The sequence below is a fragment of the Streptococcus sp. k-628 genome (assembly GCF_013277475.1).
Classification (GTDB): domain Bacteria; phylum Bacillota; class Bacilli; order Lactobacillales; family Streptococcaceae; genus Streptococcus.
This window is the reverse complement of sequence record NZ_VMMZ01000073.1, coordinates 1-23,786: the sequence shown is the minus strand read 5'-3', so window position 1 is coordinate 23,786 and position 23,786 is coordinate 1. Positions and strand designations below refer to the sequence as shown.

24 protein-coding genes are annotated in these 23,786 nt (G+C 40.5%); 21 read left to right on the top strand and 3 right to left on the bottom strand.

Annotated elements, in window-relative coordinates; genetic code table 11:
- Nucleotides 1-237 precede the first annotated feature (237 nt).
- The 3 genes from HT730_RS08705 (at nt 238) to HT730_RS08695 (ending at nt 2,867) form a co-directional block, all read left to right on the top strand.
- Nucleotides 238-858: a LysM domain-containing protein gene (locus HT730_RS08705; protein WP_173307359.1), complete on the top strand. Its 621-nt coding sequence runs from the start codon at nt 238-240 to the stop codon at nt 856-858.
- A gap of 137 nt (nt 859-995) precedes the next feature.
- Nucleotides 996-1,868: a helix-turn-helix transcriptional regulator gene (locus HT730_RS08700; protein WP_173307358.1), complete on the top strand. Its 873-nt coding sequence runs from the start codon at nt 996-998 to the stop codon at nt 1,866-1,868.
- Nucleotides 1,869-2,285: 417 nt separating this feature from the next.
- Nucleotides 2,286-2,867 (top strand): hypothetical protein, encoded by a 582-nt coding sequence (locus HT730_RS08695; protein ID WP_050252532.1) that lies wholly within the window; start codon nt 2,286-2,288, stop codon nt 2,865-2,867.
- A 397-nt stretch (nt 2,868-3,264) separates the two neighbouring features.
- Here the strand turns inward: HT730_RS08695 and HT730_RS08690 are convergent, their stop codons facing one another.
- Nucleotides 3,265-4,128 carry a helix-turn-helix transcriptional regulator gene (locus HT730_RS08690; RefSeq protein WP_173307357.1) on the bottom strand — a complete coding sequence of 288 codons (864 nt, stop codon included), beginning with the start codon at nt 4,126-4,128 and terminating at the stop codon, nt 3,265-3,267.
- A gap of 322 nt (nt 4,129-4,450) precedes the next feature.
- Here HT730_RS08690 and HT730_RS08685 point away from each other — a divergent pair, with 322 nt between their 5' ends.
- The 9 genes from HT730_RS08685 (at nt 4,451) to mnmG (ending at nt 15,380) form a co-directional block, all read left to right on the top strand.
- A complete protein-coding gene (locus HT730_RS08685) occupies nt 4,451-5,038 on the top strand; it encodes a hypothetical protein (RefSeq protein ID WP_173307356.1) in 588 nt (195 codons plus the stop codon).
- A gap of 150 nt (nt 5,039-5,188) precedes the next feature.
- Nucleotides 5,189-7,297 carry a bacteriocin-associated integral membrane family protein gene (locus HT730_RS08680; protein WP_173307355.1) on the top strand — a complete coding sequence of 703 codons (2,109 nt, stop codon included), beginning with the start codon at nt 5,189-5,191 and terminating at the stop codon, nt 7,295-7,297.
- Nucleotides 7,294-7,935: an ABC transporter ATP-binding protein gene (locus tag HT730_RS08675; RefSeq protein WP_173307354.1), complete on the top strand. Its 642-nt coding sequence runs from the start codon at nt 7,294-7,296 to the stop codon at nt 7,933-7,935. Before HT730_RS08680 ends, HT730_RS08675 begins: the two co-directional genes overlap by 4 nt.
- 206 nt (nt 7,936-8,141) lie before the next feature.
- Nucleotides 8,142-8,948, top strand: a complete 807-nt coding sequence (locus HT730_RS08670; RefSeq protein WP_173307353.1) for an ABC transporter substrate-binding protein — start codon at nt 8,142-8,144, stop codon at nt 8,946-8,948.
- A gap of 16 nt (nt 8,949-8,964) precedes the next feature.
- Nucleotides 8,965-10,161 (top strand): argininosuccinate synthase, encoded by a 1,197-nt coding sequence (locus tag HT730_RS08665; protein ID WP_173307352.1) that lies wholly within the window; start codon nt 8,965-8,967, stop codon nt 10,159-10,161.
- Nucleotides 10,162-10,189: 28 nt separating this feature from the next.
- Nucleotides 10,190-11,584, top strand: coding sequence for an argininosuccinate lyase (argH, locus tag HT730_RS08660; RefSeq protein ID WP_173307351.1), 1,395 nt, complete (start codon nt 10,190-10,192; stop codon nt 11,582-11,584).
- A 155-nt stretch (nt 11,585-11,739) separates the two neighbouring features.
- The gene (gene mnmA, locus HT730_RS08655; RefSeq protein ID WP_173307350.1) at nt 11,740-12,861 is read left to right on the top strand and encodes a tRNA 2-thiouridine(34) synthase MnmA; all 1,122 of its coding nucleotides are present in this window, start codon (nt 11,740-11,742) and stop codon (nt 12,859-12,861) included.
- Between the two features lie 140 nt (nt 12,862-13,001).
- Nucleotides 13,002-13,457, top strand: coding sequence for an NUDIX hydrolase (locus HT730_RS08650; RefSeq protein WP_173307349.1), 456 nt, complete (start codon nt 13,002-13,004; stop codon nt 13,455-13,457).
- 9 nt (nt 13,458-13,466) lie between these two features.
- Complete coding sequence (gene mnmG / locus HT730_RS08645; protein WP_173307348.1) at nt 13,467-15,380, top strand: tRNA uridine-5-carboxymethylaminomethyl(34) synthesis enzyme MnmG; 1,914 nt, start codon at nt 13,467-13,469, stop codon at nt 15,378-15,380.
- A 34-nt stretch (nt 15,381-15,414) separates the two neighbouring features.
- On the opposite strand, the gene HT730_RS08640 is transcribed toward mnmG, so the two are convergent.
- Both HT730_RS08640 and HT730_RS08635 read right to left on the bottom strand, forming a co-directional pair.
- On the bottom strand, nt 15,415-17,094 hold the full coding sequence (locus HT730_RS08640; protein WP_143952736.1) for a ribonuclease J: 1,680 nt from the start codon (nt 17,092-17,094) through the stop codon (nt 15,415-15,417).
- 1 nt (nt 17,095) lies between these two features.
- Nucleotides 17,096-17,329 (bottom strand): DNA-dependent RNA polymerase subunit epsilon, encoded by a 234-nt coding sequence (locus tag HT730_RS08635; RefSeq protein ID WP_000639571.1) that lies wholly within the window; start codon nt 17,327-17,329, stop codon nt 17,096-17,098.
- A gap of 280 nt (nt 17,330-17,609) precedes the next feature.
- On the opposite strand from HT730_RS08635, the gene HT730_RS08630 reads away from it, so the two are divergent.
- The 9 genes from HT730_RS08630 to HT730_RS08590 all read left to right on the top strand — a co-directional run bounded on the left by HT730_RS08630 (nt 17,610) and on the right by HT730_RS08590 (nt 23,687).
- Nucleotides 17,610-17,825, top strand: coding sequence for a hypothetical protein (locus HT730_RS08630; RefSeq protein ID WP_000282494.1), 216 nt, complete (start codon nt 17,610-17,612; stop codon nt 17,823-17,825).
- A gap of 538 nt (nt 17,826-18,363) precedes the next feature.
- Complete coding sequence (gene tsaB, locus HT730_RS08625) at nt 18,364-19,047, top strand: tRNA (adenosine(37)-N6)-threonylcarbamoyltransferase complex dimerization subunit type 1 TsaB (protein WP_061438628.1); 684 nt, start codon at nt 18,364-18,366, stop codon at nt 19,045-19,047.
- Entirely contained in the window at nt 19,044-19,481 is a 438-nt protein-coding gene (gene rimI / locus HT730_RS08620) for a ribosomal protein S18-alanine N-acetyltransferase (protein WP_173307347.1), read from the top strand. The genes tsaB and rimI overlap by 4 nt, the downstream gene beginning before the upstream one ends.
- Nucleotides 19,471-20,481 (top strand): tRNA (adenosine(37)-N6)-threonylcarbamoyltransferase complex transferase subunit TsaD, encoded by a 1,011-nt coding sequence (gene tsaD, locus HT730_RS08615; RefSeq protein WP_173307346.1) that lies wholly within the window; start codon nt 19,471-19,473, stop codon nt 20,479-20,481. The genes rimI and tsaD overlap by 11 nt, the downstream gene beginning before the upstream one ends.
- 103 nt (nt 20,482-20,584) lie before the next feature.
- Complete coding sequence (locus tag HT730_RS08610; RefSeq protein ID WP_173307345.1) at nt 20,585-21,448, top strand: XRE/MutR family transcriptional regulator; 864 nt, start codon at nt 20,585-20,587, stop codon at nt 21,446-21,448.
- Between the two features lie 365 nt (nt 21,449-21,813).
- The gene (locus tag HT730_RS08605; RefSeq protein WP_050242651.1) at nt 21,814-22,155 is read left to right on the top strand and encodes a hypothetical protein; all 342 of its coding nucleotides are present in this window, start codon (nt 21,814-21,816) and stop codon (nt 22,153-22,155) included.
- Nucleotides 22,156-22,168: 13 nt separating this feature from the next.
- Complete coding sequence (locus tag HT730_RS08600) at nt 22,169-22,453, top strand: bacteriocin immunity protein (RefSeq protein WP_050242650.1); 285 nt, start codon at nt 22,169-22,171, stop codon at nt 22,451-22,453.
- A 225-nt stretch (nt 22,454-22,678) separates the two neighbouring features.
- Nucleotides 22,679-23,374, top strand: coding sequence for an AzlC family ABC transporter permease (locus HT730_RS08595; protein ID WP_078726049.1), 696 nt, complete (start codon nt 22,679-22,681; stop codon nt 23,372-23,374).
- Nucleotides 23,364-23,687 carry an AzlD domain-containing protein gene (locus HT730_RS08590; RefSeq protein ID WP_125415531.1) on the top strand — a complete coding sequence of 108 codons (324 nt, stop codon included), beginning with the start codon at nt 23,364-23,366 and terminating at the stop codon, nt 23,685-23,687. The genes HT730_RS08595 and HT730_RS08590 overlap by 11 nt, the downstream gene beginning before the upstream one ends.
- The last annotated feature ends 99 nt before the right edge of the window (nt 23,688-23,786 follow it).

Genomic DNA, 23,786 nt, shown 5'->3' with positions numbered 1-23,786 from the left:
TTCCCCTTATAAAAATTCTTATCTCTATTATATCAAAGAATAAAGGTCTTGACTTTAATTGTGGATGAAAACCTTTCTAATACCTGAAATAGCATAAAAATAGTATCTTTTATGACAAAAAACACATTATTTAGGGAAATAAAAAATAATTTTGTAATATTTCTACATAAAAGTGTCAAGAAACGGTAATATTTAAAAGGTATGATAGAACTATAGAAAGAAGGAGAATTTTCGAATATGAAATCAACAACTAAAAAGATTAAAACAACTCTTGCAGGAGTAGCTGCCTTGTTTGCAGTATTTGCTCCATCATTTGTATCTGCTCAAGAATCATCAATTTACACTGTTAAAGAAGGTGATACACTTTCAGAAATCGCTGAAACTCACAACACAACTGTTGAGAAATTGGCAGAAAACAACCACATTGACAACATTCATTTGATTTATGTTGGTCAAGAGTTGGTTATCGACGGTCCAGCAGCGCCAGTAGCACCAGCTTCAACGACTTATGAAGCACCAGCAGCTCAAGATGAGGCTGTTTCAGCTCCAGTGGCAGAAACTACAGAGGTAGAGGAAGAAACTCCAGTAGTAAGTGAAACAGTAGCAGAAGAAACAGTTGCTTCAACTGTAAGCGGATCTGAAGTAGAAGCCAAAGAATGGATCGCTCAAAAAGAATCAGGCGGTAGCTACACAGCTACAAACGGACGTTATATCGGACGTTACCAATTGACAGATTCATACTTGAACGGTGACTACTCAGCTGAAAACCAAGAACGTGTAGCAGATGCCTACGTTGCAGGACGTTACGGTTCATGGACAGCCGCTAAAAACTTCTGGCTTAACAACGGCTGGTATTAAGAAATAGGGGAAGAGCTTTGAATAGCTCTTTTTTCTTACATTTTGAGAAGTCTGTTCACTCTTTGTAGACAATACGACATAATTTTCTTAAAAAAGTAGTATAATGTTTTTATAGAATATAAATAGTGGTGGTTAGCATGCATGCATTATTAGCAACAAGATTAAAAAATAAGCGAAAAGAGCTGGGCTGGTCGCAAAAAGAATTGGCAGAAGGAATTTGCCAACAAACTCAGATAAGTCGAATGGAACAAGGCAAATATATGCCAGGAGCAGATTTGTTATATAAATTATCTGAAAAAATGGGCTTAAATATGGACTATTTCTTTTCAGGAGAAATTTCGAAAGAGTTTCTAGGCTTGTCTGCTTTTAAGAGGTTGTCTGAAACATTGTTGGAAAATCAAGATTATGCCTCTTTGAAATATGCTTTTGAGGGAGAAAGAAAGCAACAGACTTCCTTATCTTTTGATGAAAAGATTTATCTGGACTGGATAGATGCTATTCTAACCTATCAATGTGAACATCAATTAAAACTAGCTATTTCAAAAATAGAGGACATCCTCAGTAGGATTAGTATTGATAAAGTGGATTATTTGTATATTTTGAATACCCTGCTGATTTTCTTAGGCTATGATGAGGATAAGGAGAAATTTGAACAACTATATGATCAGGTTTCCGTAGCCCTTTCAAAAATTGATACCAGTGTGCGTGAACAAATTGAGTTGTATATCAAAATAAAATACAATTATTGTTACCACCTTTGGAAACAGGAGGAGATGGACAAGTCCAGAGCCCTATTATTGGAGATAATTGAATTTTGTAACAAATATCATAGTAGCTTTAGGTTAGCAGATTTATATTGTTTGTTGGGAAATGTAACAGAAAATCTTGATATTTCTGTTGCTAAGGACTATTATATGAAAGCTAAGGTGCTCTATCTAATTGAAAATAATGAAGTTATGGCACTCAAGGTAGAACAATATCTGATGGATAAGCAGTCAGAGAATGTATAAGGATAGCAGAAGCTATCTTTTTTATGTGTAGAATATAACTATCATTCTTTTTTAAAAAAATATATTGATTTTGCTTCAGGAGCCTTGACAATTGATGTATTTTATTTTATAATAATAATATAGATGAAAGAAGGTGACGAGATGGGGAAATTAAAATTTGGATATTTGAAAACGCTGTCTGTATTGATTGTTGTGCTATTTCTACTGAGTAATAGTCGGAGTTTTATTAGTACTACTCTAGTTGCTCAAGGTATTGATACAGGAGCGTACTATTCTCCTAGTTAAGAGTAAATCCGTTGTTTAAAATGAAATAAGATAGAAGGAAGGTGAGTCCAATGAGCTATGATTTTTGAAAATGAATGAATTTATCTGTTTCTATGAAACAGTCGAAGATATAGAGAATGCGAGGAAAACATCATGAAAAAAATGTTCAAACATACAATTCTTTTTACTACATTATTCACTGTAGTTTCTAGTAATTTACCTGCAGTTACAGTCTTGGCCAATGAACATAATACGGATCAACATTTAGCTACTACTCAAGTTACCCCAAAACAAATGTCTGAACGAGAAAAAGAATTATTTATTGAAGAAGTAAAACAGAATCACCCAACAGTTTCAGAATCATTTATTCGTGAGGCATTAGAAAGACAACTAGTTGGTGATTATTCTATCCCTCGAGAAAGCCCTATAATGTTTCGTTCAGCATGGCAGGGAGTTACAGTAGACCAAATGGGAGCCTTGCTTGATGTAGCTTTGGGAACATTATTAGGTGCAGGAGTTGGAGGGCTTACAGCAGCTATTACTAAAGTCGGAAAACATGAAGCAAAAACTCAATTGAAAAAAGTATTACTTAAATATGGTTTATTAAGCGGTATTATCAGTGATAAAGTGTTAGATTATGCTTTAAATTTAACATCCCCAGGCTACCATATTGCTAACTATTGGGATAATCACGATAAATATCCTGGTAACGGTAGAATAAATTTTGAATGGTAATTCTTATGAAAAATAAAATTTTAATCATTGTCTATCTTTTAACCTCGCTGTTCATCAGTTTTGTAATCTTTTCAATTTTACATATTGATTTTAAATGGTGGACAACTTTGGCTATAAGTGCAGGATTTATTTACACCTACTTAAAATTTAGTAAAAAATAAAAAGAGGTTGCACTGACTAAAGAAAATTAGAATATATATTAGAGGTAAACAGATAGTCGTAGGGAAATTAAGAGTTCTATTGATGAGCCTGGATTTTCTTATAACGTTATCTAACAAACTGACCTATGAAACTTCAAAAATTTAAAAACCACACGGTATTCCTTTCAACTTGATTATGTTCAAGATTGGGGTTACAGTGTGGTTTTATTTAGAAGTTAGTTTTTTCTAATCTCTTTTTATATTTCCTTTGGTTGATAATAGTTCTCCACTTCTTTTTTGAGATGAGACAGCATAGAAGTTTCCTCGGTCAGCTCTAGAAGTGAGAAACCTTTTTGGATAGATTTAGCATCATCCCTACAAATTCCGATACGGACATAGCAGATAGCAAGCCTATCGTAGTGCTTCTTTTTCTTGGCATCCTCTAGTAAAGTATAGCAGATTTGTTGACACATGTTTTTGTCTTGATGGTATAAGTAAATGGTGGAAAGGTTGAGTAGGATTGCTACTCGCAGTTCATATAGATGTTGATAGTTTTTATAGACTTCCAAGCGTTGCAATATTTTTTCAGTAATGAGATGGAGGTGTTCAATGGGAAAGCTGAAAAGGATGGTATTGAGGATTTTTAGGTCATTTTCATACCATGTATCTTGTTTTTCAATTTTCTCCCAAAGTTTTGTGACAGTCTGTTTCACTTGGTTTGACAGTTGCTCTGTACCATGTTGACGGATATGAATGACAATTTCCAACATATCTCTGATTTCTTCTATGGGCAGGTCGTGGTGGGTCTTGAGATAGTCTTGGCATGTTTCAAAAAAATTAACTAGACTACTGCTGTCAATGATAGAAGTCATATTGAGATAAGTTTGCAAGATTTCTGTTCGTTGGCTCGGTTGATAGAGATGGCAGATGTAGTCAAACTCTTCAAAACTCATATTGATTTGCCGGAGAAGAAATTCCATGTTTTCATATTTGGGAGTTACCTTGCCACTTTCAATCTTTGATAGGCTAGTTCTTGAGAGGACATTTCCACAGACCTCTTCTTGGGTCAAGCCTTTTGACTCGCGTATTTCTTTATAGACCTTTCCGAAATCATAACGCATAATTTTCTCCTTTTCGTGAAAAAAGTTAACAAATAATAAAATCCAATTAAAAATATTGTATCATAGTAACAGAAATAGTAAAAAAGAAAATTAAAATAAGCTGGGTGTAATTTTAATATGGGGTTAATGAGTACTATGATGTAACTAGAAAAGGGGTGGAAAAATGTTTAAAAATAAGGAACTTTTTCGAGTAGTCATGATATTTGTGATAGGAATTATCCTAATTTTAATGACACCCGTCTTATTTAAAGTTGTGATGGAACTATTTTCAAAATAAATAGGCCTCTGCTTTAAGTGGAGTAGTGAATCAGGAGGTTAAGTGATGAACTACAATGTAAAATATCTCTTATCAGGAATATTTATTATAGTCTTTATATATTTTCTAGTCTGGATGCGTTATTTTAATCAGAAGAAGGAAGAAGCGCATTCGGATGTGTCTTTTGAAGCGAGGTTAGATAGTGAGGTCAAGGCCTTATATAAACAACTAGGATTGGGTGAGGAGCCTCATTATTTCTTAGCCTATCGCTACCTACATCCCTGGTTTAATTTGGCGATTTTACCACCAACAGTGGAAATTTTCTTAACTAAAATAGCGCTGGTGATGGTGACTCCAGATGAACTACTGATAAGAAATCTTGGGAATGGGATGACTTTCACAAGTGAGCACCATCGTGATTTGCGACAAGGACTTATCCGCATTCCAAAATCAGAGATGAAAGAATTTGAGATTCGCAACTGGAAAAGAGTTTTTATATTTGGCGATTTTTTGACAATTAAAACAAGCCAACATAGCTATTATTTGCAGGTTAGAGATGATGGACTTCAAAAAGGAAGTCTTTCTACCAAACACTTCTCCGACTTGAAACGACAAGATTTTCTCGGATTATTGACAGATAAACGGACATTTTGATAGACGATTGCTCAAAAAACTAACCTCTAAACATTCAAAAACCACACAGTGTTTTCAGCCTTGAACACAATTAAGCTGAGAGAATCACTGTGTGGCTTTATTGGAAAGTTAGTTTTTTTCCAGTTTCGTCTCTTCACGGGAGGTATCTCTATGAAAAAAATCAGTCATCTTTGTATGCTCTTGCTCTTGCTGTGTACTACGTTTTTTGTCCTGAATGTAAATGTTACACGTGAAATAGTGCGGATTCAGGAGATGGGCAAGACAACCTATTCATTTGACTTGTACTTGAAAGATGTCACTAAACCGACAGAAACGATTCTCCAGTTTTTTGAAGAGGTTGCAAATCAAGACAAGGTCTCTATTATCAAAGTAGATAATGGCGATGAAGCCGTCAAGGCTGGTGTTTTTAATAAGGAAACCTTCCCCTATCAGGAGTTCGGTCTGACTTCTCTTGATTTTTCAAAGAATGAGAAGGGGGTCTACAGCAACCAGGATCTTCCCAATAATCTAGGAACCATTCCCACCTTTTTAAAGGTGAAACTCATTCGACTCCAGACCTTCCAATCCTATATTGAGGATAAATCCCATACTGTAAATGGGCGCTACATGATTACCTCCAGCAAAGAGATAGATCGCGATACCATTCTACAAAAGTGGAGTGATTTTTTCCAGATAGATAAGACGATTTTATTAGAACCCACTTACCGAAGTCAGGTTGGAGTGCTAAATCAAGCTTTGTTGCTATCTATCATTATCTTTATCTTGGCAATCTTACTTGTGATTTTAATGACAGTTTATCAGCCGATGATGGAGATGAAACGAGTGGGGGTTCAAAAGTTACTTGGTTTTCAAAGTAGAGCGATTTTAGCTGGTTTTGTAAAGACTAATTTTTATCTTCTCTTGGGTGGAAGTCTTATCATTGACTTGGGACTATTTTTAGTGCTGGACTATAGACCAAAACTTTTGTTCCCAAGTTTACTCTTATCCCAATTTCTGCTTTTACAGTTGTATTTGTTCATCAGTTGGCTGACCTACCTGATGATTCAGAAAATGACAGTCAGTTCCATGTTGAAAGGTTTTTCATCTGTCAAACTTGGTCTCATCTTCAATTATGTGATGAAAATAGGGACAACTATTTTACTGACGGCCTTACTGATTGGGGTGGGCAGAAGTTTAGAACAAGAAAACAAAGAACTTGCTTATCAGCAACAGTGGGTAAGCCAAGGCAATTACCTGACCTTAGAAACCTTCAAACTCAATGATAACCTGTGGCAAGAAGAGCTAGCAGGGTCAGGGAAATCTACAGATTATTTCTATCGATTTTATCAGGATTTGGTAGAAAAAACGCAGGCGGGCTATGTGCAGAGTAGCAGTCTTCCTGTAAAAAATTTTGTCCAATCAGAACAGATTCAGCAATATCAGTTAACAGATACGGTGGATGTTTACTATGCCAATCGCAATTTTCTAAAGAGCAAGGGATTCAAGCTACCAGATACCGGTATTAAAAAAGTTATTTTGATGCCAGCAAGTACGAAAGGTGAAGAAGATAAAAATCAGCTCTTGGGGAAGTTAATTGCCTTTCATTCGATGAAGTATGAAGAGCAGCAAAAACGAACGATAGAGGAGATGGATGTCGAGATTGCCTATTATGAAGGAGATTGGTCATTTTTCCCATATAGTGATAAGCGAAAGGAAAATCTCTCCAATCCAATTATTAGCTTGGTCAATGATTCTGATATGATGTGGGATGAGAAAGCCTCCCTGTCAACAACTGGCTTAAATAATCCGATTAAAATTGAAAATACGGTTCAACATCAAAAAGAGATTACAGAGTTAGTTGAGAAATTGTCAGATGGAAATTATTTAAAATTTTCATCGATTCAAGCAATTCAAGAGGGGATAGTTGATACCTATCGAGATGCTGTTCGGAATTTTAACCTACTCTTTGCTTTGTTTGGTCTCCTTAGCATGATGATTTCCTACTTCTTACTAGTAACAACTTTCTTGTTGAAGCGCAGGGATATTATTACCAAGAAGTTTATGGGGTGGAAACTGGTCGATCGCTACCGCCCTCTCCTCGTTCTGCTCTTGCTGGGCTATAGTCTGCCTCTTCTAATCTTGATTTTCTTTGCCCATGCGCTCTTGCCACTTCTACTGTTTGCAGGTTTTACATGTTTGGATATACTATTTGTGCTAGCCTTGGCTTCTAAGATGGAGAAAAGAAGTCTAGTAGAGTTATTGAAAGGGGGCATCTTATGATTGAGTTGAAAAATATTACCAAAACCATTGGGGGAAAAGTGATTTTGGATAACTTATCTCTCAGGATTGATCAGGGAGATTTGGTTGCCATCGTTGGAAAAAGTGGTAGTGGTAAGTCGACCTTGTTAAATTTATTAGGTTTGATAGATGGTGATTATAGCGGACAGTATGAGATTTTTGGTCAGACAAATCTAGCGGTCAATTCTGCCAAGTCGCAAACAATAATCCGTGAACATATCTCTTATCTGTTTCAAAATTTTGCCCTGATTGATGATGAAACGGTCGAGTACAATCTCATGCTGGCGCTGAAATATGTGAAATTGTCCAAGAAAGACAAGCTCAAAAAGGTGGAAGAGATTTTAGAGAGAGTAGGTTTGTCAGCTACTTTGCATCAAAAGGTCTCCGAGTTGTCTGGTGGCGAACAACAACGAATTGCAGTTGCTAGAGCCATCTTAAAACCCAGCCAGCTGATTTTAGCCGATGAACCAACAGGTTCTCTGGATCCTGAAAATAGAGATTTGGTCTTGAAGTTTCTCTTAGAGATGAATCGCGAGGGGAAAACAGTTATTATTGTGACCCACGATGCTTATGTAGCCCAACAATGTCATCGTATCATTGAATTGGGCGAGGGGAAATGAGTTCGTTCGGCTTCTTTTGACTGACTGAATACTCATGTTTTCCAGAGAGAAATAGCATAAATACGCCTAGGAATGACATTTTTATGTAGTATTTCTAGGTTTTTTTGTTTCAAATTGAAAAATTTTTCAATTTAGGCTTGACAAACGATGAGGATAGGAGTATTATTTATACAACCAAAAAGAATAAACATAAAGGAGGTTTTGTTATGAATAAGATGAAGAAGGTGTTGATGACGATGTTTGGTTTAGTGATGCTCCCCCTACTATTTGCTTGTAGTAACAATCAATCGGCTGGAATTGAAGCCATCAAGTCCAAAGGAAAATTGGTTGTAGCCCTCAATCCAGATTTTGCTCCATTTGAATACCAAAAAGTGGTTGATGGGAAAAATCAGATTGTGGGTTCAGATATCGAATTAGCCAAGGCTATCGCAACAGAACTAGGTGTCGAATTGGAACTATCTCCCATGAGTTTTGACAATGTACTGGCTAGTGTTCAATCAGGAAAAGCTGACCTTGCCATATCAGGTGTTTCTAAGACAGATGAACGGAGCAAGGTGTTCGACTTTTCAACTCCCTACTATACTTCAAAAAATAAGCTCATTGTCAAAAAATCTGATTTAGCCACTTATCAGTCTGTCAACGACTTAGCGCAGAAAAAGGTCGGAGCGCAGAAAGGTTCGATTCAAGAAACGATGGCGAAAGATTTGCTTAAAAATTCTTCCCTCGTATCTCTGCCTAAAAATGGGAATTTAATTACAGATTTAAAGTCAGGGCAAGTGGATGCCGTTATCTTTGAAGAACCTGTTGCCAAGGGATTTGTGGAAAATAATCCTGATTTAGCAATCGCAGACCTCAATTTTGAAAAAGAGCAAGATGATTCCTACGCGGTCGCCATGAAAAAAGATAGCAAGGAATTGAAAGAGGCGGTCGATAAAACCATTCAAAAGTTGAAGGAGTCTGGGGAATTAGACAAACTCATTGAGGATGCCTTTAAAGCATCCATTGAAAAATAGAAAGAAGGAAAAGAACATGAGTAAAGAAAAAGTAATTTTGGCCTATTCTGGCGGTTTAGACACATCAGTTGCTATTACCTGGCTAAAGAAAGACTATGATGTTGTTGCAGTTTGTATGGATGTGGGTGAAGGGAAAGACTTAGATTTCATCCATGATAAGGCTCTTAAGGTTGGGGCAGTAGAATCTTATGTCATTGATGTTAAGGACGAATTTGCTACAGATTATGTGCTAGTGGCTCTTCAGTCACATGCCTATTATGAACAAAAGTATCCCTTAGTATCTGCCTTGAGCCGCCCTCTTATTTCTAAAAAATTGGTTGAAATAGCGCATCAGACAGGAGCGACTACAATTGCTCATGGTTGTACAGGTAAGGGGAATGACCAAGTACGTTTTGAAGTATCGATTGCAGCCTTGGATCCCAATTTAAAAGTGATTGCGCCAGTTCGTGAATGGAAATGGTCTCGGGAGGAAGAAATTCATTATGCTAAGGAAAATGGAGTACCTGTTCCTGCTGATCTTGACAATCCCTACTCTGTCGACCAAAATCTTTGGGGACGTGCCAATGAGTGTGGTATTTTGGAAAATCCATGGAATCAGGCTCCAGAAGAAGCCTTTGGCATCACATCTTCTCCAGAGCAAGCTCCAGATACGCCAGAGTACATTGATATTGAGTTTAGTGAAGGTGTCCCTGTTTCCCTCAATGGAGAAGGGTTAAAATTGGCAGATTTGATTCAAAAACTCAATGAAATAGCTGGGAAACATGGGGTCGGACGGATTGATCACGTGGAAAATCGTTTGGTTGGGATTAAATCAAGAGAAATCTATGAATGCCCAGGGGCAGTGACCTTGCTGACAGCTCATAAGGAAATTGAGGACTTGACGCTTGTGAGAGAAGTGGCTCATTTTAAACCAATTATAGAAAATGAATTATCAAATCTCATTTATAATGCTTTGTGGTTTAGTCCAGCTACACAAGCCTTGATTGCTTATATTAAAGAGACTCAAAAAGTTGTCAATGGGACTGCAAAAGTTAAACTCTATAAGGGGAGCGCTCAGGTCGTGGCTCGGAAATCACCAAATTCACTTTACGATGAAAATTTGGCGACTTATACCAGTGCGGATACCTTTGACCAAGATGCGGCTGTTGGCTTTATTAAGTTGTGGGGACTTCCAACCAAGGTTCATTCTGAGGTTCAAAAAAGCGCCAAATAGGACGATTGGATAGAGAGGTGGATGTGATATGGCTAAGAATACAAAATTATGGGGTGGTCGCTTTGAAGGTACTGTCGAAGACTGGGTAGAGCGCTTTGGTGCGAGTATATCTTTTGACCAGAAATTAGCTAAATTTGATGTGATTGGTTCCTTAGCCCACGTTCAGATGTTGGGTCAGACGGGCATTTTGAGTTTGAAGGAGTCAGAAAAGATTCAAGCAGGTTTGAAAGAGCTCTTAGAAGAGCTAGAGGCAGGCCAACTTGACTTTGATATCGCAAACGAAGATATTCATATGAATATGGAAGTGTTGCTGACAGAAAAAATTGGTCCCCTTGCAGGGAAGCTACATACGGCTCGTTCTAGAAATGACCAAGTTGCGACAGATATGCACTTGTATCTCAAGGAGCAACTAGGTCATGTCCTAGATAAACTGACTCATCTCAAAGGTGTTTTATTAGACTTGGCGGAAAATCATGTGGAGACGATCATGCCGGGTTATACCCATCTGCAACATGCCCAGCCTATTAGTTTTGCCCACCACCTGATGGCTTACTACAATATGTTTCAGAGAGACAGTGAACGTTTTGAATTTAACCAGAAGCATACAGACCTATGCCCTCTAGGTGCGGCAGCTCTGGCAGGAACGACTTTCCCCATTGATCGCCAATTGTCTAGCGATTTGTTAGAGTTTAAGCAACCTTATACAAATTCTTTGGATGCTGTTAGTGACCGCGATTTTATCTTAGAATTTCTATCCAATGCCAGCATACTCATGATGCACATGAGCCGTTTTTGTGAAGAAATGATCAATTGGTGTAGCTTTGAGTACCAATTCATTACCTTGTCAGATACGTTTACAACAGGTTCCTCTATTATGCCCCAAAAGAAAAATCCAGATATGGCTGAGTTGATTCGAGGAAAGACTGGTAGAGTTTATGGGAATCTGTTTGGACTATTGACAGTCATGAAGTCCTTGCCCTTAGCTTATAATAAGGATTTGCAAGAGGATAAGGAAGGAATGTTTGATACGGTCGAAACGATTTTAAATTCCCTCGATGTGTTGGCAGGTATGTTATCCAGCTTGCAGGTAAACAAGGAAAAAATGCAAGAGTCTACAGAGAAGGACTTTTCAAATGCGACTGAGTTGGCAGATTATTTGGCAGGGAAAGGTTTGCCATTTAGAGAAGCTCATGAGGTTGTGGGAAGATTAGTGTTAGACTCTATCAAGTCTGCTAAAAATATTCAAGATTGGACTTTGGAGGAATTGCAAACCTATCATTCTCTTATTTCCGAGGATATCTATGTCTACTTGCAACCTAAAACTGCGGTTCAAAGACGAAATTCCTTGGGAGGTACAGGATTTGACCAAGTGAAATACCAGATTGAAGTCGCTAAGAGAGCGAATGAAGCTAGAAAGTGCTAGATTGATAGGTTCAGAATAAGAGGTTGGTCTATTGACAGCCTCTTTCTTGTCTTCTCTAACCAAGCATGTTATAATGAATACTGCTCAAGCGACCTTCAATCGTGAAGCACACACGACCTTCAATCGTGAATAAACGAATAGATGGGAGACTTACCATGAGTGATAGCTCTAAAACACGTGTTGTCGTGGGGATGAGTGGTGGTGTTGATTCGTCGGTGACGGCTCTCTTGCTCAAGGAGCAGGGCTACGATGTGATCGGTATCTTCATGAAGAACTGGGATGACACAGATGAAAACGGCGTCTGTACGGCGACCGAAGATTATAAGGATGTGGCTGCGGTAGCAGACCAGATCGGCATTCCCTACTACTCTGTCAATTTTGAAAAAGAGTACTGGGACCGCGTTTTTGAGTATTTCCTAGCGGAATACCGTGCAGGGCGCACGCCAAATCCAGATGTTATGTGCAACAAGGAGATCAAGTTTAAGGCCTTTTTGGACTATGCCATGACCTTGGGGGCAGACTATGTAGCGACTGGGCATTATGCCCGTGTAGCGCGTGATGAGGATGGCATCGTTCACATGCTTCGTGGGGTGGACAATGGCAAGGATCAGACCTATTTCCTTAGCCAGCTTTCGCAAGAACAACTTCAAAAAACCATGTTCCCACTGGGACATTTGGAAAAGCCTGAAGTTCGCAGACTCGCAGAAGAAGCAGGCCTTGCGACTGCTAAGAAGAAAGACTCGACAGGGATTTGCTTTATCGGAGAAAAGAACTTTAAAAACTTTCTCAGCAACTACCTGCCAGCTCAGCCTGGTCGCATGATGACTGTGGATGGTCGCGATATGGGCGAGCATGCAGGTCTTATGTACTATACGATTGGTCAGCGTGGTGGCCTCGGTATCGGTGGGCAACACGGCGGTGACAATGCGCCTTGGTTCGTTGTCGGAAAAGACCTAAGCAAGAATATCCTCTATGTTGGCCAAGGTTTCTACCATGACTCGCTTATGTCAACCAGCTTAGAAGCCAGTCAGGTCCACTTTACTCGTGATATGCCAGAGGAGTTTACGCTCGAATGTACGGCTAAATTCCGCTACCGTCAGCCTGATTCTAAGGTGACAGTACATGTCAAAGGAGACAAGGCAGAGGTTATATTTGCAGAACCGCAACGCGCGATTACACCAGGACAGGCAGTTGTCTTTTACGATGGCGAAGAGTGTCTCGGTGGTGGTTTGATTGACAATGCTTACCGCGATGGACAAGTTTGTCAGTACATTTAGATTGACAAATTTTCTCAATTTGCTACAATAATAAAAGCAATAGAAATGATGGTCAAAGCTCATGGATGTTGCAGGCTTTTTTGTCCTGCACTTCTTTGGAGTTTTGACTGTTTTTGTGTCGTTTAGAGGAAAGGACAAAAATGACTCAGCAAGACTTTCGGACAAAAGTAGACAATACGGTTTTTGGAGTTCGGGCGACAGCCTTGATTCTTCAAAATCGCAAGCTCCTAGTTACCAAAGAAAAGGGCAAGTATTACACAATTGGCGGTGCGATTCAAGTCAATGAAAGCACGGAAGACGCGGTAGTCCGTGAAGTGAGGGAAGAACTGGGTGTCAAAGCTCAAGCTGGGCAGCTAGCTTTTGTGGTTGAAAATCGTTTTGAACAGGACGGTGTTTCCTATCACAATATCGAGTTTCATTATCTGGTGGATTTGCTTGAAGATGCCCCATTGACCATGCAGGAAGATGAGAAAAGGCAGCCCTGTGAGTGGATTGACTTGGACCAGCTTCAGGATTTCCAGTTAGTTCCAGCCTTTTTGAAAACAGCCTTACCAGATTGGGACGGCCAACTAAGACACATTCATCTTGAGGAATAGGAGAGAAACATGACTTATAATTTTACTGAAGAATACGATATTATTGTAATTGGTGCGGGACACGCTGGGGTTGAGGCTTCCTTAGCTGCTAGCCGTATGGGCTGTAAGGTCTTGCTTGCGACCATCAACATTGAAATGCTGGCTTTCATGCCTTGTAACCCCTCTATCGGTGGTTCTGCCAAGGGGATTGTCGTGCGTGAAGTCGATGCCCTCGGTGGCGAGATGGCCAAAACCATTGACAAGACTTACATCCAGATGAAGATGCTCAACACAGGGAAGGGGCCAGCTGTCCGTGCCCTTCGTGCGCAGGCTGATAAGGAACTTTACTCTAAGGAAATGCGCAAGACAGTTGAAAATCAAGAAAATCTGACCCTTCGTCAGACCATGATTGATGAGATTTTGGTTGAAGATGGCAAGGTTGTCGGTGTGCGTACAGCGACCCATCAAGAGTATTCTGCTAAGTCTGTTATCGTGACGACAGGGACGGCCCTCCGTGGGGAAATTATCATTGGAGACCTTAAGTATTCATCAGGTCCTAACCACAGCTTGGCTTCTATTAACTTAGCTGACAATCTCAAGGCACTGGGCCTCGAAATCGGTCGTTTCAAGACAGGAACCCCTCCACGTGTCAAGGCCTCTTCTATCAACTACGACGTGACCGAGATTCAGCCAGGAGACGAAGCGCCTAATCACTTCTCTTATACCTCACGTGATGAGGACTATGTCAAGGACCAGGTGCCATGCTGGTTGACCTACACCAATGGTACCAGTCATGAGATTATCCAAAACAACCTCCACCGTGCGCCTATGTTTACAGGTGTGGTCAAGGGAGTGGGGCCTCGTTACTGTCCATCGATTGAGGACAAGATTGTGCGCTTTGCAGACAAGGAACGTCACCAACTCTTCCTTGAGCCAGAAGGGCGCAATACTGAGGAAGTCTATGTTCAAGGACTTTCAACCAGTCTGCCTGAGGATGTCCAGCGTGACTTGGTTCATTCCATCAAAGGTTTGGAAAATGCAGAGATGATGCGAACAGGTTATGCCATTGAGTATGATATGGTCTTGCCTCATCAGTTGCGTGCAACTCTGGAAACCAAGAAAATCTCAGGACTTTTCACTGCTGGTCAGACAAATGGAACGTCAGGTTACGAAGAGGCAGCAGGCCAAGGGATTATCGCGGGTATCAATGCGGCTTTGAAAGTCCAAGGCAAGCCTGAGTTGATTTTGAAGCGTAGTGACGGTTATATTGGGGTTATGATTGATGACTTGGTGACCAAGGGAACCATTGAACCCTACCGTCTCTTGACCAGTCGAGCTGAATACCGCCTCATCCTCCGTCATGACAATGCCGATATGCGTTTGACAGAGATGGGGCGTGAGATTGGACTTGTGGATGATGAACGCTGGGCTCGCTTTGAAATCAAGAAAAATCAATTTGATAATGAGATGAAACGCCTAGACAGCATCAAACTCAAGCCAGTCAAGGAAACCAATGCCAAGGTTGAGGAGATGGGCTTCAAGCCGTTGACCGATGCAGTGACAGCCAAGGAATTCCTTCGCCGTCCAGAAGTGTCTTACCAAGATGTGGTGGCCTTCATCGGGCCAGCTGCAGAGGACTTGGATGACAAGATTATCGAATTGATTGAAACAGAAATCAAATACGAAGGCTATATTTCTAAAGCCATGGATCAGGTTGCCAAGATGAAACGCATGGAAGAAAAACGCATTCCAGCCAATATTGACTGGGATGATATTGATTCTATCGCGACAGAAGCTCGTCAGAAGTTCAAACTCATCAATCCAGAAACCATCGGTCAAGCCAGCCGTATTTCGGGAGTAAACCCAGCAGATATTTCTATTTTGATGGTGTATCTGGAAGGTAAAAATCGTAGTATTTCTAAAAATCAAGAAAAGAAAGCATAGAGAAAAACAGCTCCGTCGGGGCTGTTTTCTTGCTTTATTCTTCATCTGGTGTGAGGATCATAGGGATGATGATTGGTTCACGTTCTGTATTTTCATAGAGGAAGGGGCGAATAGCGTTGACAATGGCACCATTGACAGATTGAACGCTAGCATCCTTATTTTTCAGTGCGATACGAATGGCATTGAAGAGGATTCGCTGGCTTTGGCGAATCAAGTCGCCAGATTCTCTCATGTAGACAAAGCCTCGGCTGAGGATGTCTGGACCAGATAGAATCATCTGTGATTTGAAGTCAACAGTTGCGACTGCCAGAACGACACCGTCTTCAGATAGATCACGACGATCTTTGAGGACAGCAGCACCGATTTCACCGATACGATTTCCATCGACATAGATATCTTGGGCGTTGAAATGACCTGCAATACGAGCTGAGTCAGCAGTAAGGGCAAGCACATCACCATTGCTCATGATAAAGATATTGTCCTTCTCAACACCAGTATCTACCGCTAGTCCAGCGTGGACTTTTTGCATGCGGTATTCACCGTGGACAGGCATGAAGTATTTTGGCTTAATCAAGCGGAGCATGAGTTTTTGCTCTTGCTGGCCACCGTGTCCAGATGTATGGATATTGTTAACCTTACCGTGGATAACTTCGACACCAGCTTCAGAAATGATGTTGATCAGCTTGTTGACGCTAGTCGTATTTCCAGGGATTGGACTAGAAGAGAAGATAACCGTATCGCCTGGTTGGAGTTGCACCTGACGGTGGGTTCCGTTGGCGATACGAGAGAGGGCTGCCATAGGCTCGCCCTGACTACCTGTACAGAGGATAAGAATCTCGCCTGCAGGGTAGTCTTTGATTTCATTTGGCTCGATAAAGGTTCCCTTAGGAGCTTTGATGTAGCCAAGCTCAATTCCGTTGACAATGGCCTTTTCCATAGAACGACCAAAGACAGCAATCTTGCGTCCAGTCTTAACAGCAGCTTCTGTTGCTTGCTGGAGACGGAAGATATTTGAGGCAAAGGATGCAAAGATGATACGTCCCTCTATGCCTTGGATAATCTTCATGATGGACTGGCCAACGACTTTTTCAGAGTTGGTAAAGGTTGGAATTTCTGCATTTGTCGAGTCAGACAGGAGACAGAGTACACCGTCTTCACCAAGAGCTGCCATACGGTGCAAATCTGCTGGTTCACCAACTGGTGTTAAGTCAAACTTGAAGTCACCCGTACAGACAATTTTCCCTTGAGGAGTATGAATGACAATCCCCAAAGGCTCTGGAATGGAGTGAGTCGTTCTAAAGAAAGTTGCCTTGAGATTTTTAAAGGTCAACTCAGTATTGTGGTTGATTTCGTAAAGTTTGGCGTTGCGCAAGAGGCCATGTTCTTCGAGTTTCCCACGAATCAAAGCCAAGGCAAGTGGTCCAGCGTAGATCGGGACATTTGCTTGCTTGAGTAGGAATGGAATCCCACCGATGTGGTCCTCGTGTCCGTGGGTAATCAAAACAGCCTTGACGCGGTCGATATTGTCCACGATGTATGAGTAATCAGGAATGACGTAGTCGATACCTAGCAAGTCATCTTCTGGGAATTTAATCCCAGCATCGACGATAATAATCTCGTCTTGGTATTCAATCCCGTAAGTGTTTTTCCCGATTTCTCCCAGACCACCGATGGCAAAAACGCCGACTTCTTCAGGTTTAAGAGTATAGGCCATATTAGAACTCCGTGATTTCGAAGGCGCCAGTTTCTTTTTCGTAATCTAGCAATTTGTCAGACAAGAGTTCGATATACTCGATATTGTACTCTGGGCGATTTTCTTCGACAAGTTGGCGAGCAGCGATACGGCCCTCAAGTTCTGAGTTAGCATCGATGTCTAGGTATAGTGCGCGTGTTGTTTCACGGCGTGGGCTACGTTCTTTTGTTTCTTGGTAAAAAACTTTGTAAATCATATAGTTCCTTTCTATTTTACAGGTCAGCTTATTCCAAACTTTTAGCATAGATTTGCTTGATTTCATTCCATTTTGTGTCTAGATTGACCTTGATTCGTTACAATTATTTCAATTATACCACAAAATGAAAAATTAGTAAAAGACGGAAACGAGAAAGTCACAGGACGATTTCTTTGGTAAGCGCTTGCAAAAATAAAGAAAATGTGTTATATTGATAACGGAAGTGAAATTTATTGCTTGTCCTAATTTCATATAGATTTTAAGTCAAGGAGGTTGCCCTATGTATAACTTATTTGCTTTTGCTATCGGAGTTCGCGTGGTAGCTTTTATCGTTTTTATTGCTTGTGTTTATGGAGGGAATCTTCTATTTGCCAAACTGGAACGACGACAAACCAAGTTCTTGTGGAAGATTACCTTTGTGACTCTCTATTCGCTTTTTCTCCTCCTCGTAACCTATGTCGTTTGGTTTGTATTTTACTTTGGATTAAATGCTTAGATGCCCTGCTCATGCTGGGGCTTTTTGTTTGGGGATATAGAGATAGTAGATTTACGACACGAAAATCCCACCCCATCTATCAAGATGAGGCGGTTTTTGTATTTTTTAAAAATGACATGACAATGGAATTTTCAGAGCTTATTATTTTTATGGTAATCATTGTTCTGCTCAAAAATAGAGTTGAAGCATAAAAATAAAACAATACAAACAGATAAATCGAATGGTAAAGGGATAGTAGTAATGTTTAAATCATTGAGAATGCTTAGCAAACTGTAAGAGATGAAGAAGATAAAATTTATCCTTCTAAAAATATGTCTTTTATCTAGCATGACTTACCAAACTTTTTACGGAGATCCTTTCAATTTTCTTGTTCACTTTTATATTCGTAAAGTAAAAGAAAAAGTGAGCATTTTTTTGAATTTTATTTGCGAATTGTTTTTGGGCTAAGTATAGGCATTTTTGTTTGGGGGCAAAGAAAATTCCCATGTGCCAGCTTTTGTAGTATAATAGTAAGCAGACAAAAAGATAGGAATGTGTTATGAAAGTATTAGCTTTTGATACGTCCAGCAAGGCTCTTTCTCTCGCTATTTTAGAGGACAAGCAGGTTCTTGCCGAGACGACGATTAATATTAAGAAAAATCACAGTATTACCCTCATGCCTGCCATCGATTTTTTGATGGCAAGTTTGGACTGGACTCCCAAGGACTTGGACCGAATCGTGGTGGCAGAGGGACCAGGTAGCTACACAGGCTTGCGAATTGCGGTAGCAACTGCCAAGACTTTGGCTCATACCCTGAACATCGAGTTAGTTGGTATGTCTAGTCTCTTGGCTCTGGTGCCCTACCAACAAGAAGGCTTGTTCGTTCCTTTGATGGATGCGCGTCGCAACAATGTTTACGCAGGATTTTATGAAAATGCCAAACCTGTCATGCCAGAAGCACACCTGCCCTTTGAGAGAGTGATTGAGCTAATCAAGGGTGCTAGTCAGGTAACCTTTGTCGGAGAAGTTGGCCCTTTTGTTGAGCAGATTCAAGAACACTTGCCAAGGACTAATTACAAAGAAACCTTGCCTAATGCAGCTAATCTTGCTCTTTGGGCTTGGGATAAGGAAGCAGAATCTTTGCACGACTTTGTGCCGAATTATCTCAAACGTGTTGAGGCTGAGGAAAACTGGCTTAAGAACCATACCGAGTCTGGCGAGTCTTATATTAAACGTCTATGATAGAAATCAAACGAATCCAACAGCAACCTGACTTGGCTCAAGCCATCTACGCTGTCATGGCAGCTGTTTACCCAGTCAGCCCTTGGACGCTGGAACAAATCCAAGCAGACCTGGCTCAAGACCAGACTTGGTATGCTTTGGCTTATGATGGGGCCGAAGTGATTGGCTTTCTAGCTGTTCAGGAGAATCTTTTTGAGGCAGAAGTCCTGCAAATCGCTGTTAAAGGAGCCTATCAGGGTCAGGGAATTGCGTCAGCCTTGTTTGCTCAATTGCCGACAGATAAGGAAATTTTCCTCGAAGTCAGAAAGTCAAATCAACGAGCGCAAGCATTTTACAAGAAAGAAAAGATGGCGGTCATCGCTGAGCGAAAGGCCTACTACCATGATCCAGTCGAGGACGCCATCATCATGAAGAGAGAAATAGATGAAGGATAGATATATTTTAGCATTTGAGACATCCTGTGATGAGACCAGTATCGCCGTCTTGAAAAACGACGATGAGCTCTTGTCCAATGTCATTGCTAGTCAAATTGAGAGTCACAAACGTTTTGGGGGCGTAGTGCCTGAAGTAGCCAGTCGTCACCATGTCGAGGTCATTACAGCCTGCATCGAGGAGGCACTGACAGAAGCAGGGATTACCGAAGAGGACGTGACAGCTGTGGCTGTTACCTATGGACCAGGCTTGGTCGGAGCCTTGCTAGTTGGTTTGTCAGCTGCTAAGGCCTTTGCTTGGGCACATGGACTTCCACTTATCCCTGTTAACCACATGGCTGGTCACCTCATGGCAGCTCAAAGTGTGGAGCCTTTGGAGTTTCCCCTGCTAGCCCTCTTGGTTAGCGGTGGGCACACAGAGTTGGTTTATGTTTCGGAGGCTGGTGATTACAAGATTGTTGGGGAGACGCGAGATGACGCGGTTGGTGAGGCCTATGATAAGGTCGGCCGTGTCATGGGCTTGACCTATCCAGCCGGTCGTGAGATTGACGAGCTAGCTCATCAGGGACAGGATATTTATGATTTCCCTCGTGCTATGATTAAGGAAGATAATCTGGAGTTTTCATTCTCTGGTTTGAAATCTGCCTTTATCAATCTTCACCACAATGCCGAGCAAAAGGGAGAAAGTCTGTCTACAGAGGATTTGTGTGCTTCCTTCCAAGCAGCTGTACTGGATATTCTCATGGCTAAAACCAAGAAGGCTTTGGAAAAATATCCTGTTAAAACCCTTGTCGTGGCAGGTGGCGTGGCAGCCAATAAAGGTCTCAGAGAACGCCTGGCGGCTGAAATCACAGATGTCAATGTCATCATCCCACCTCTGCGCCTCTGCGGAGACAATGCAGGAATGATTGCCTATGCCAGCGTCAGTGAGTGGAACAAAGAAAACTTCTCAGGCTTGGATCTCAATGCCAAACCAAGTCTCGCTTTTGATACTATAGAATAAAGAGTCAGCTTAAGGCTGGCTTTTTCACTGTTTAAAGTGTCAGAATATTTTGACAAAACTATAAAAATAATGATATAATATGCAAAAGCTAGGAGGTGGCAAGATGATTGAGAGAATGGAATTGGGAGAATTTTACAAGGAATTGCGCTTGGCTAGAAAGCTCAAACAGTCAGATGTGGCTTGTGCTGGACTAACAGCTTCTCAGCTATCCAAGTTCGAACTAGGGCAGTCTATGCTATCTGCAGATAAGTTGATCCTAGCCATCCAAGGGATCAATATGAATTTTGATGAGTTTGGTCATAAGCTCAATAACTATCAAGAATCTCCACATATGCAGATTGGTAGGAGGGTTGTGGATCGCTTTGCCCACCAAGATATAGCTGGCTTAGAGCAACTGTTGGAGGAAGTCGAGCAAGGACAGATGGCAGAGAGCTATCGTTGTTTGAATGCCATTGTGATTAAAAATGCTATTCATTCCTTAAATAAGAGCTATCTGCTAACAGAGGAGGATAGGGAGTTTTTGACTACTTATCTCTATGCTATTGAGTCTTGGACTTGGTTTGAACTTTATCTTTTTTGCAATACTATGCCCTTCTTGAGCAATCAAGACCTAATCTTTTTATCAACCTCTTTGCTTGAAAAATCCAAGGAATTTAAAGAGTTGGTACATAATAGACTGTATATGAAAAGTGGATTTCTGAATATTATATCAGAGCTCATGGAGCGAAAACTTTTCTCATACATCCCAATCTTCGAAGCCGAATTGGAGAGCATGTTGCGTCCGTACGATGTTTTTGAGAAAGTATCGTGGCAATTTTTAAAGAAAATGAGTGTCTTTCTTCAAACTAAAGGAAGCAATCAAAAAGAGATTGAACACTTTATCCAATCTCTGCAAGTATTAGAAAATCCACAATTAACAGCTCTATTCGAATTGCGTTTTCAGCAATACAAAGAACTTATCGATTGATTAGAAACGGGAAGACGATAACCCACTCCGAAATAAGCAGGAGTATCAGTTGGATTTTTCTTTTTTTCATCATTATATCCCTCCTTGTTAGTAGTAACTTTATTATACCAGGGAAATAATCAAATCCACCAAAATCGCAAATCTGAAATTTCTATAAGAAAAAATATCAAATATGCGATTTTTTAAAATAAGCCAATTTTCGTGTTATACTGTACTTGTAAAGCACTTGAAGCAAATCCTAGGTAGCAGAAGTGGTTTACAAATGAAGAAAGATTTTCCTACAATCAAAGTGCAATCTTACTATTGATATTGGAAATGATAGTTTATATTTACGTCAAATTACTTATTAGAAAGGTGCAACTAATATGAGAGTTAAATTTTTACTAAAAACGGGAATTATTCTAGCTGGCTTTGTTTTCGTAAATACAGTAGCATTGAACACAACAACTGTCTTTGCTGACAGTCCTTCGGTTGAAGAAGTAGAGTCCAGAGCCCGAATTCAAGATAGAACTGTTGTCTTAACTTATGATCTAGTGGATAACTCAGAGGATTATTGGGTTTATAAATATAGAGCAGCACCCTACGACTTTTACTATAATACAAAGACTAAGAAATGGAAGTCTGTACAATATATTTCTAATTTGGAACACACTGTAAATGTTATGGTGGATGGTTGGGCTAAATATGGTCCTTGGCGTCCTAGATAAGATGAGGTAAACGATGGAAAAGCAGAGTCAGTTACAAATTTTAATTCATTCCCTGTACAATAATAAAGAAATCAGCTTGACGGAAGAATTTAGGAAGCAATTGCTAGAAACAGCGAAACAGTTTTCTAGTAGTAGTGAAGATTTGCTAGCTGTACGTCTCTCATTTGCCGTCTCTAAAGAATTATTGAACTTTAAAGGTGAACCGCCGACAGAGTTGTTGGATTTAGCAAAATTTGTCCAAAAGAAAGAAGCTAAATACAAGCAGGGAATAGTGTGGTCTGGTATTTTTAAAATATGATTCATTATAAAATACGGCATGAGTATCGCATAATGGATGAATCTGAATATGAGCAAGACTTGGATTTCAATGCCAAACCAAGCCTCGCTTTTGATACACTGGAATAAAATGGAGTCTGTCTGATTACAATCAGCAGACTTTTTTCTCTTTCCTGAATGTGTTATAATAGTCCATGCTGTGGCTGGAACTGATTCAGCCCATTTATTAAGACATATGAGGAGAAAGATGAAAGAAAAAGGATTTTGGGAGGGAGCGCAGGCAGCTATGCCAACGGCCCTTGGTTATGTCAGTATCGGATTGGCCTGTGGGATTATTGGTGCGCCCTATGTGACACCTGTTGAGATGGGCTTGATGAGCCTCTTTGTTTATGCCGGGAGTGCCCAGTTTGCCATGTTGGCACTGATTGCGGTTCAAGCTCCTGTGGCAGCTATTGCTATGACGGTTTTTCTAATCAATTTGCGTCTCTTTTTGTTGAGTTTGCATGCGTCGACTTATTTCCGTCATACCAGTCTTTGGCACAATATCGGTATGTCTAGTATCTTGACAGATGAGACCTATGGCGTTTTGATGGGCGAATTAGCCCATGCAGACAAGGTCAATCCTATGTGGATGCACGGAAACAATCTCAACAGCTATGTGGCTTGGTTTGTGGGAACAGTGGTCGGAACGGCTCTAGGTGGCCTGTTGCCAAATCCAGAAATCTTTGGTTTAGATTTTGCCTTGGTTGGGATGTTTATCGGCATTTTTGCTTCGCAATTCCAGATTATGCAAAGACGAATTCCCGTCCGCAATCTGCTGATTATCCTAGCAGTTGTTGCGGTATCCTTCTTTTTACTCTTGACAGTGGTGTCTCAGTCACTAGCTGTTCTGTTTGCGACGCTACTTGGTTGTAGCATGGGGGTGGTTTTAGATGGTCAGTAAGTATCTTTTATTAGCAGTTATTTTCTCTGGCTTGGTGACGTGGATTCCCCGTATGATTCCCTTCATCTTGGTCAAGTATAAGGGCTTGCCTGCAATCGTTGAGCGTTTTTTGAAGTTCTTGCCCGTTTCTATTATCTTTGCCTTGATTCTTTCAAGCGTAGTGACAGGCAAGGTTGGCAGCCTTCCTCAAATCAAATGGCTGGACTTCTTAGCAGTCTTTCCAACGGCTTGGGTAGCCTTTCGCTACCGCAATCTAGTCGGAACAGTTCTCTTTGGAGTGGTCTTAATTGCAGTCTTGCGTTTGATCTTTTAATACTCTTCGAAAATCTCTTCAAACCACGTCAGCGTCGCCTTACCGTAGGTATATGTAACTGACTTCGTCAGTCTTATCTCCAACCTCAAAACAGTGTTT

What these genes read in the sequence shown, in the direction of transcription:
- HT730_RS08705 (WP_173307359.1), top strand. Translation starts at nt 238, where the DNA reads ATGAAATCAACAACTAAAAAGATTAAAACAACTCTTGCAGGAGTAGCT.
- HT730_RS08680 (WP_173307355.1), top strand. Translation starts at nt 5,189, where the DNA reads ATGAAAAAAATCAGTCATCTTTGTATGCTCTTGCTCTTGCTGTGTACT.
- HT730_RS08595 (WP_078726049.1), top strand. Translation starts at nt 22,679, where the DNA reads ATGAAAGAAAAAGGATTTTGGGAGGGAGCGCAGGCAGCTATGCCAACG.
- HT730_RS08670 (WP_173307353.1), top strand. Translation starts at nt 8,142, where the DNA reads ATGAATAAGATGAAGAAGGTGTTGATGACGATGTTTGGTTTAGTGATG.
- mnmA (WP_173307350.1), top strand. Translation starts at nt 11,740, where the DNA reads ATGAGTGATAGCTCTAAAACACGTGTTGTCGTGGGGATGAGTGGTGGT.
- HT730_RS08685 (WP_173307356.1), top strand. Translation starts at nt 4,451, where the DNA reads ATGAACTACAATGTAAAATATCTCTTATCAGGAATATTTATTATAGTC.
- HT730_RS08675 (WP_173307354.1), top strand. Translation starts at nt 7,294, where the DNA reads ATGATTGAGTTGAAAAATATTACCAAAACCATTGGGGGAAAAGTGATT.
- mnmG (WP_173307348.1), top strand. Translation starts at nt 13,467, where the DNA reads ATGACTTATAATTTTACTGAAGAATACGATATTATTGTAATTGGTGCG.
- HT730_RS08635 (WP_000639571.1), bottom strand. Translation starts at nt 17,329, where the DNA reads ATGATTTACAAAGTTTTTTACCAAGAAACAAAAGAACGTAGCCCACGC.
- HT730_RS08630 (WP_000282494.1), top strand. Translation starts at nt 17,610, where the DNA reads ATGTATAACTTATTTGCTTTTGCTATCGGAGTTCGCGTGGTAGCTTTT.
- tsaB (WP_061438628.1), top strand. Translation starts at nt 18,364, where the DNA reads ATGAAAGTATTAGCTTTTGATACGTCCAGCAAGGCTCTTTCTCTCGCT.
- HT730_RS08700 (WP_173307358.1), top strand. Translation starts at nt 996, where the DNA reads ATGCATGCATTATTAGCAACAAGATTAAAAAATAAGCGAAAAGAGCTG.
- HT730_RS08610 (WP_173307345.1), top strand. Translation starts at nt 20,585, where the DNA reads ATGATTGAGAGAATGGAATTGGGAGAATTTTACAAGGAATTGCGCTTG.
- HT730_RS08690 (WP_173307357.1), bottom strand. Translation starts at nt 4,128, where the DNA reads ATGCGTTATGATTTCGGAAAGGTCTATAAAGAAATACGCGAGTCAAAA.
- rimI (WP_173307347.1), top strand. Translation starts at nt 19,044, where the DNA reads ATGATAGAAATCAAACGAATCCAACAGCAACCTGACTTGGCTCAAGCC.
- HT730_RS08600 (WP_050242650.1), top strand. Translation starts at nt 22,169, where the DNA reads ATGGAAAAGCAGAGTCAGTTACAAATTTTAATTCATTCCCTGTACAAT.
- HT730_RS08590 (WP_125415531.1), top strand. Translation starts at nt 23,364, where the DNA reads ATGGTCAGTAAGTATCTTTTATTAGCAGTTATTTTCTCTGGCTTGGTG.
- HT730_RS08650 (WP_173307349.1), top strand. Translation starts at nt 13,002, where the DNA reads ATGACTCAGCAAGACTTTCGGACAAAAGTAGACAATACGGTTTTTGGA.
- HT730_RS08605 (WP_050242651.1), top strand. Translation starts at nt 21,814, where the DNA reads ATGAGAGTTAAATTTTTACTAAAAACGGGAATTATTCTAGCTGGCTTT.
- HT730_RS08665 (WP_173307352.1), top strand. Translation starts at nt 8,965, where the DNA reads ATGAGTAAAGAAAAAGTAATTTTGGCCTATTCTGGCGGTTTAGACACA.
- HT730_RS08640 (WP_143952736.1), bottom strand. Translation starts at nt 17,094, where the DNA reads ATGGCCTATACTCTTAAACCTGAAGAAGTCGGCGTTTTTGCCATCGGT.
- argH (WP_173307351.1), top strand. Translation starts at nt 10,190, where the DNA reads ATGGCTAAGAATACAAAATTATGGGGTGGTCGCTTTGAAGGTACTGTC.
- tsaD (WP_173307346.1), top strand. Translation starts at nt 19,471, where the DNA reads ATGAAGGATAGATATATTTTAGCATTTGAGACATCCTGTGATGAGACC.
- HT730_RS08695 (WP_050252532.1), top strand. Translation starts at nt 2,286, where the DNA reads ATGAAAAAAATGTTCAAACATACAATTCTTTTTACTACATTATTCACT.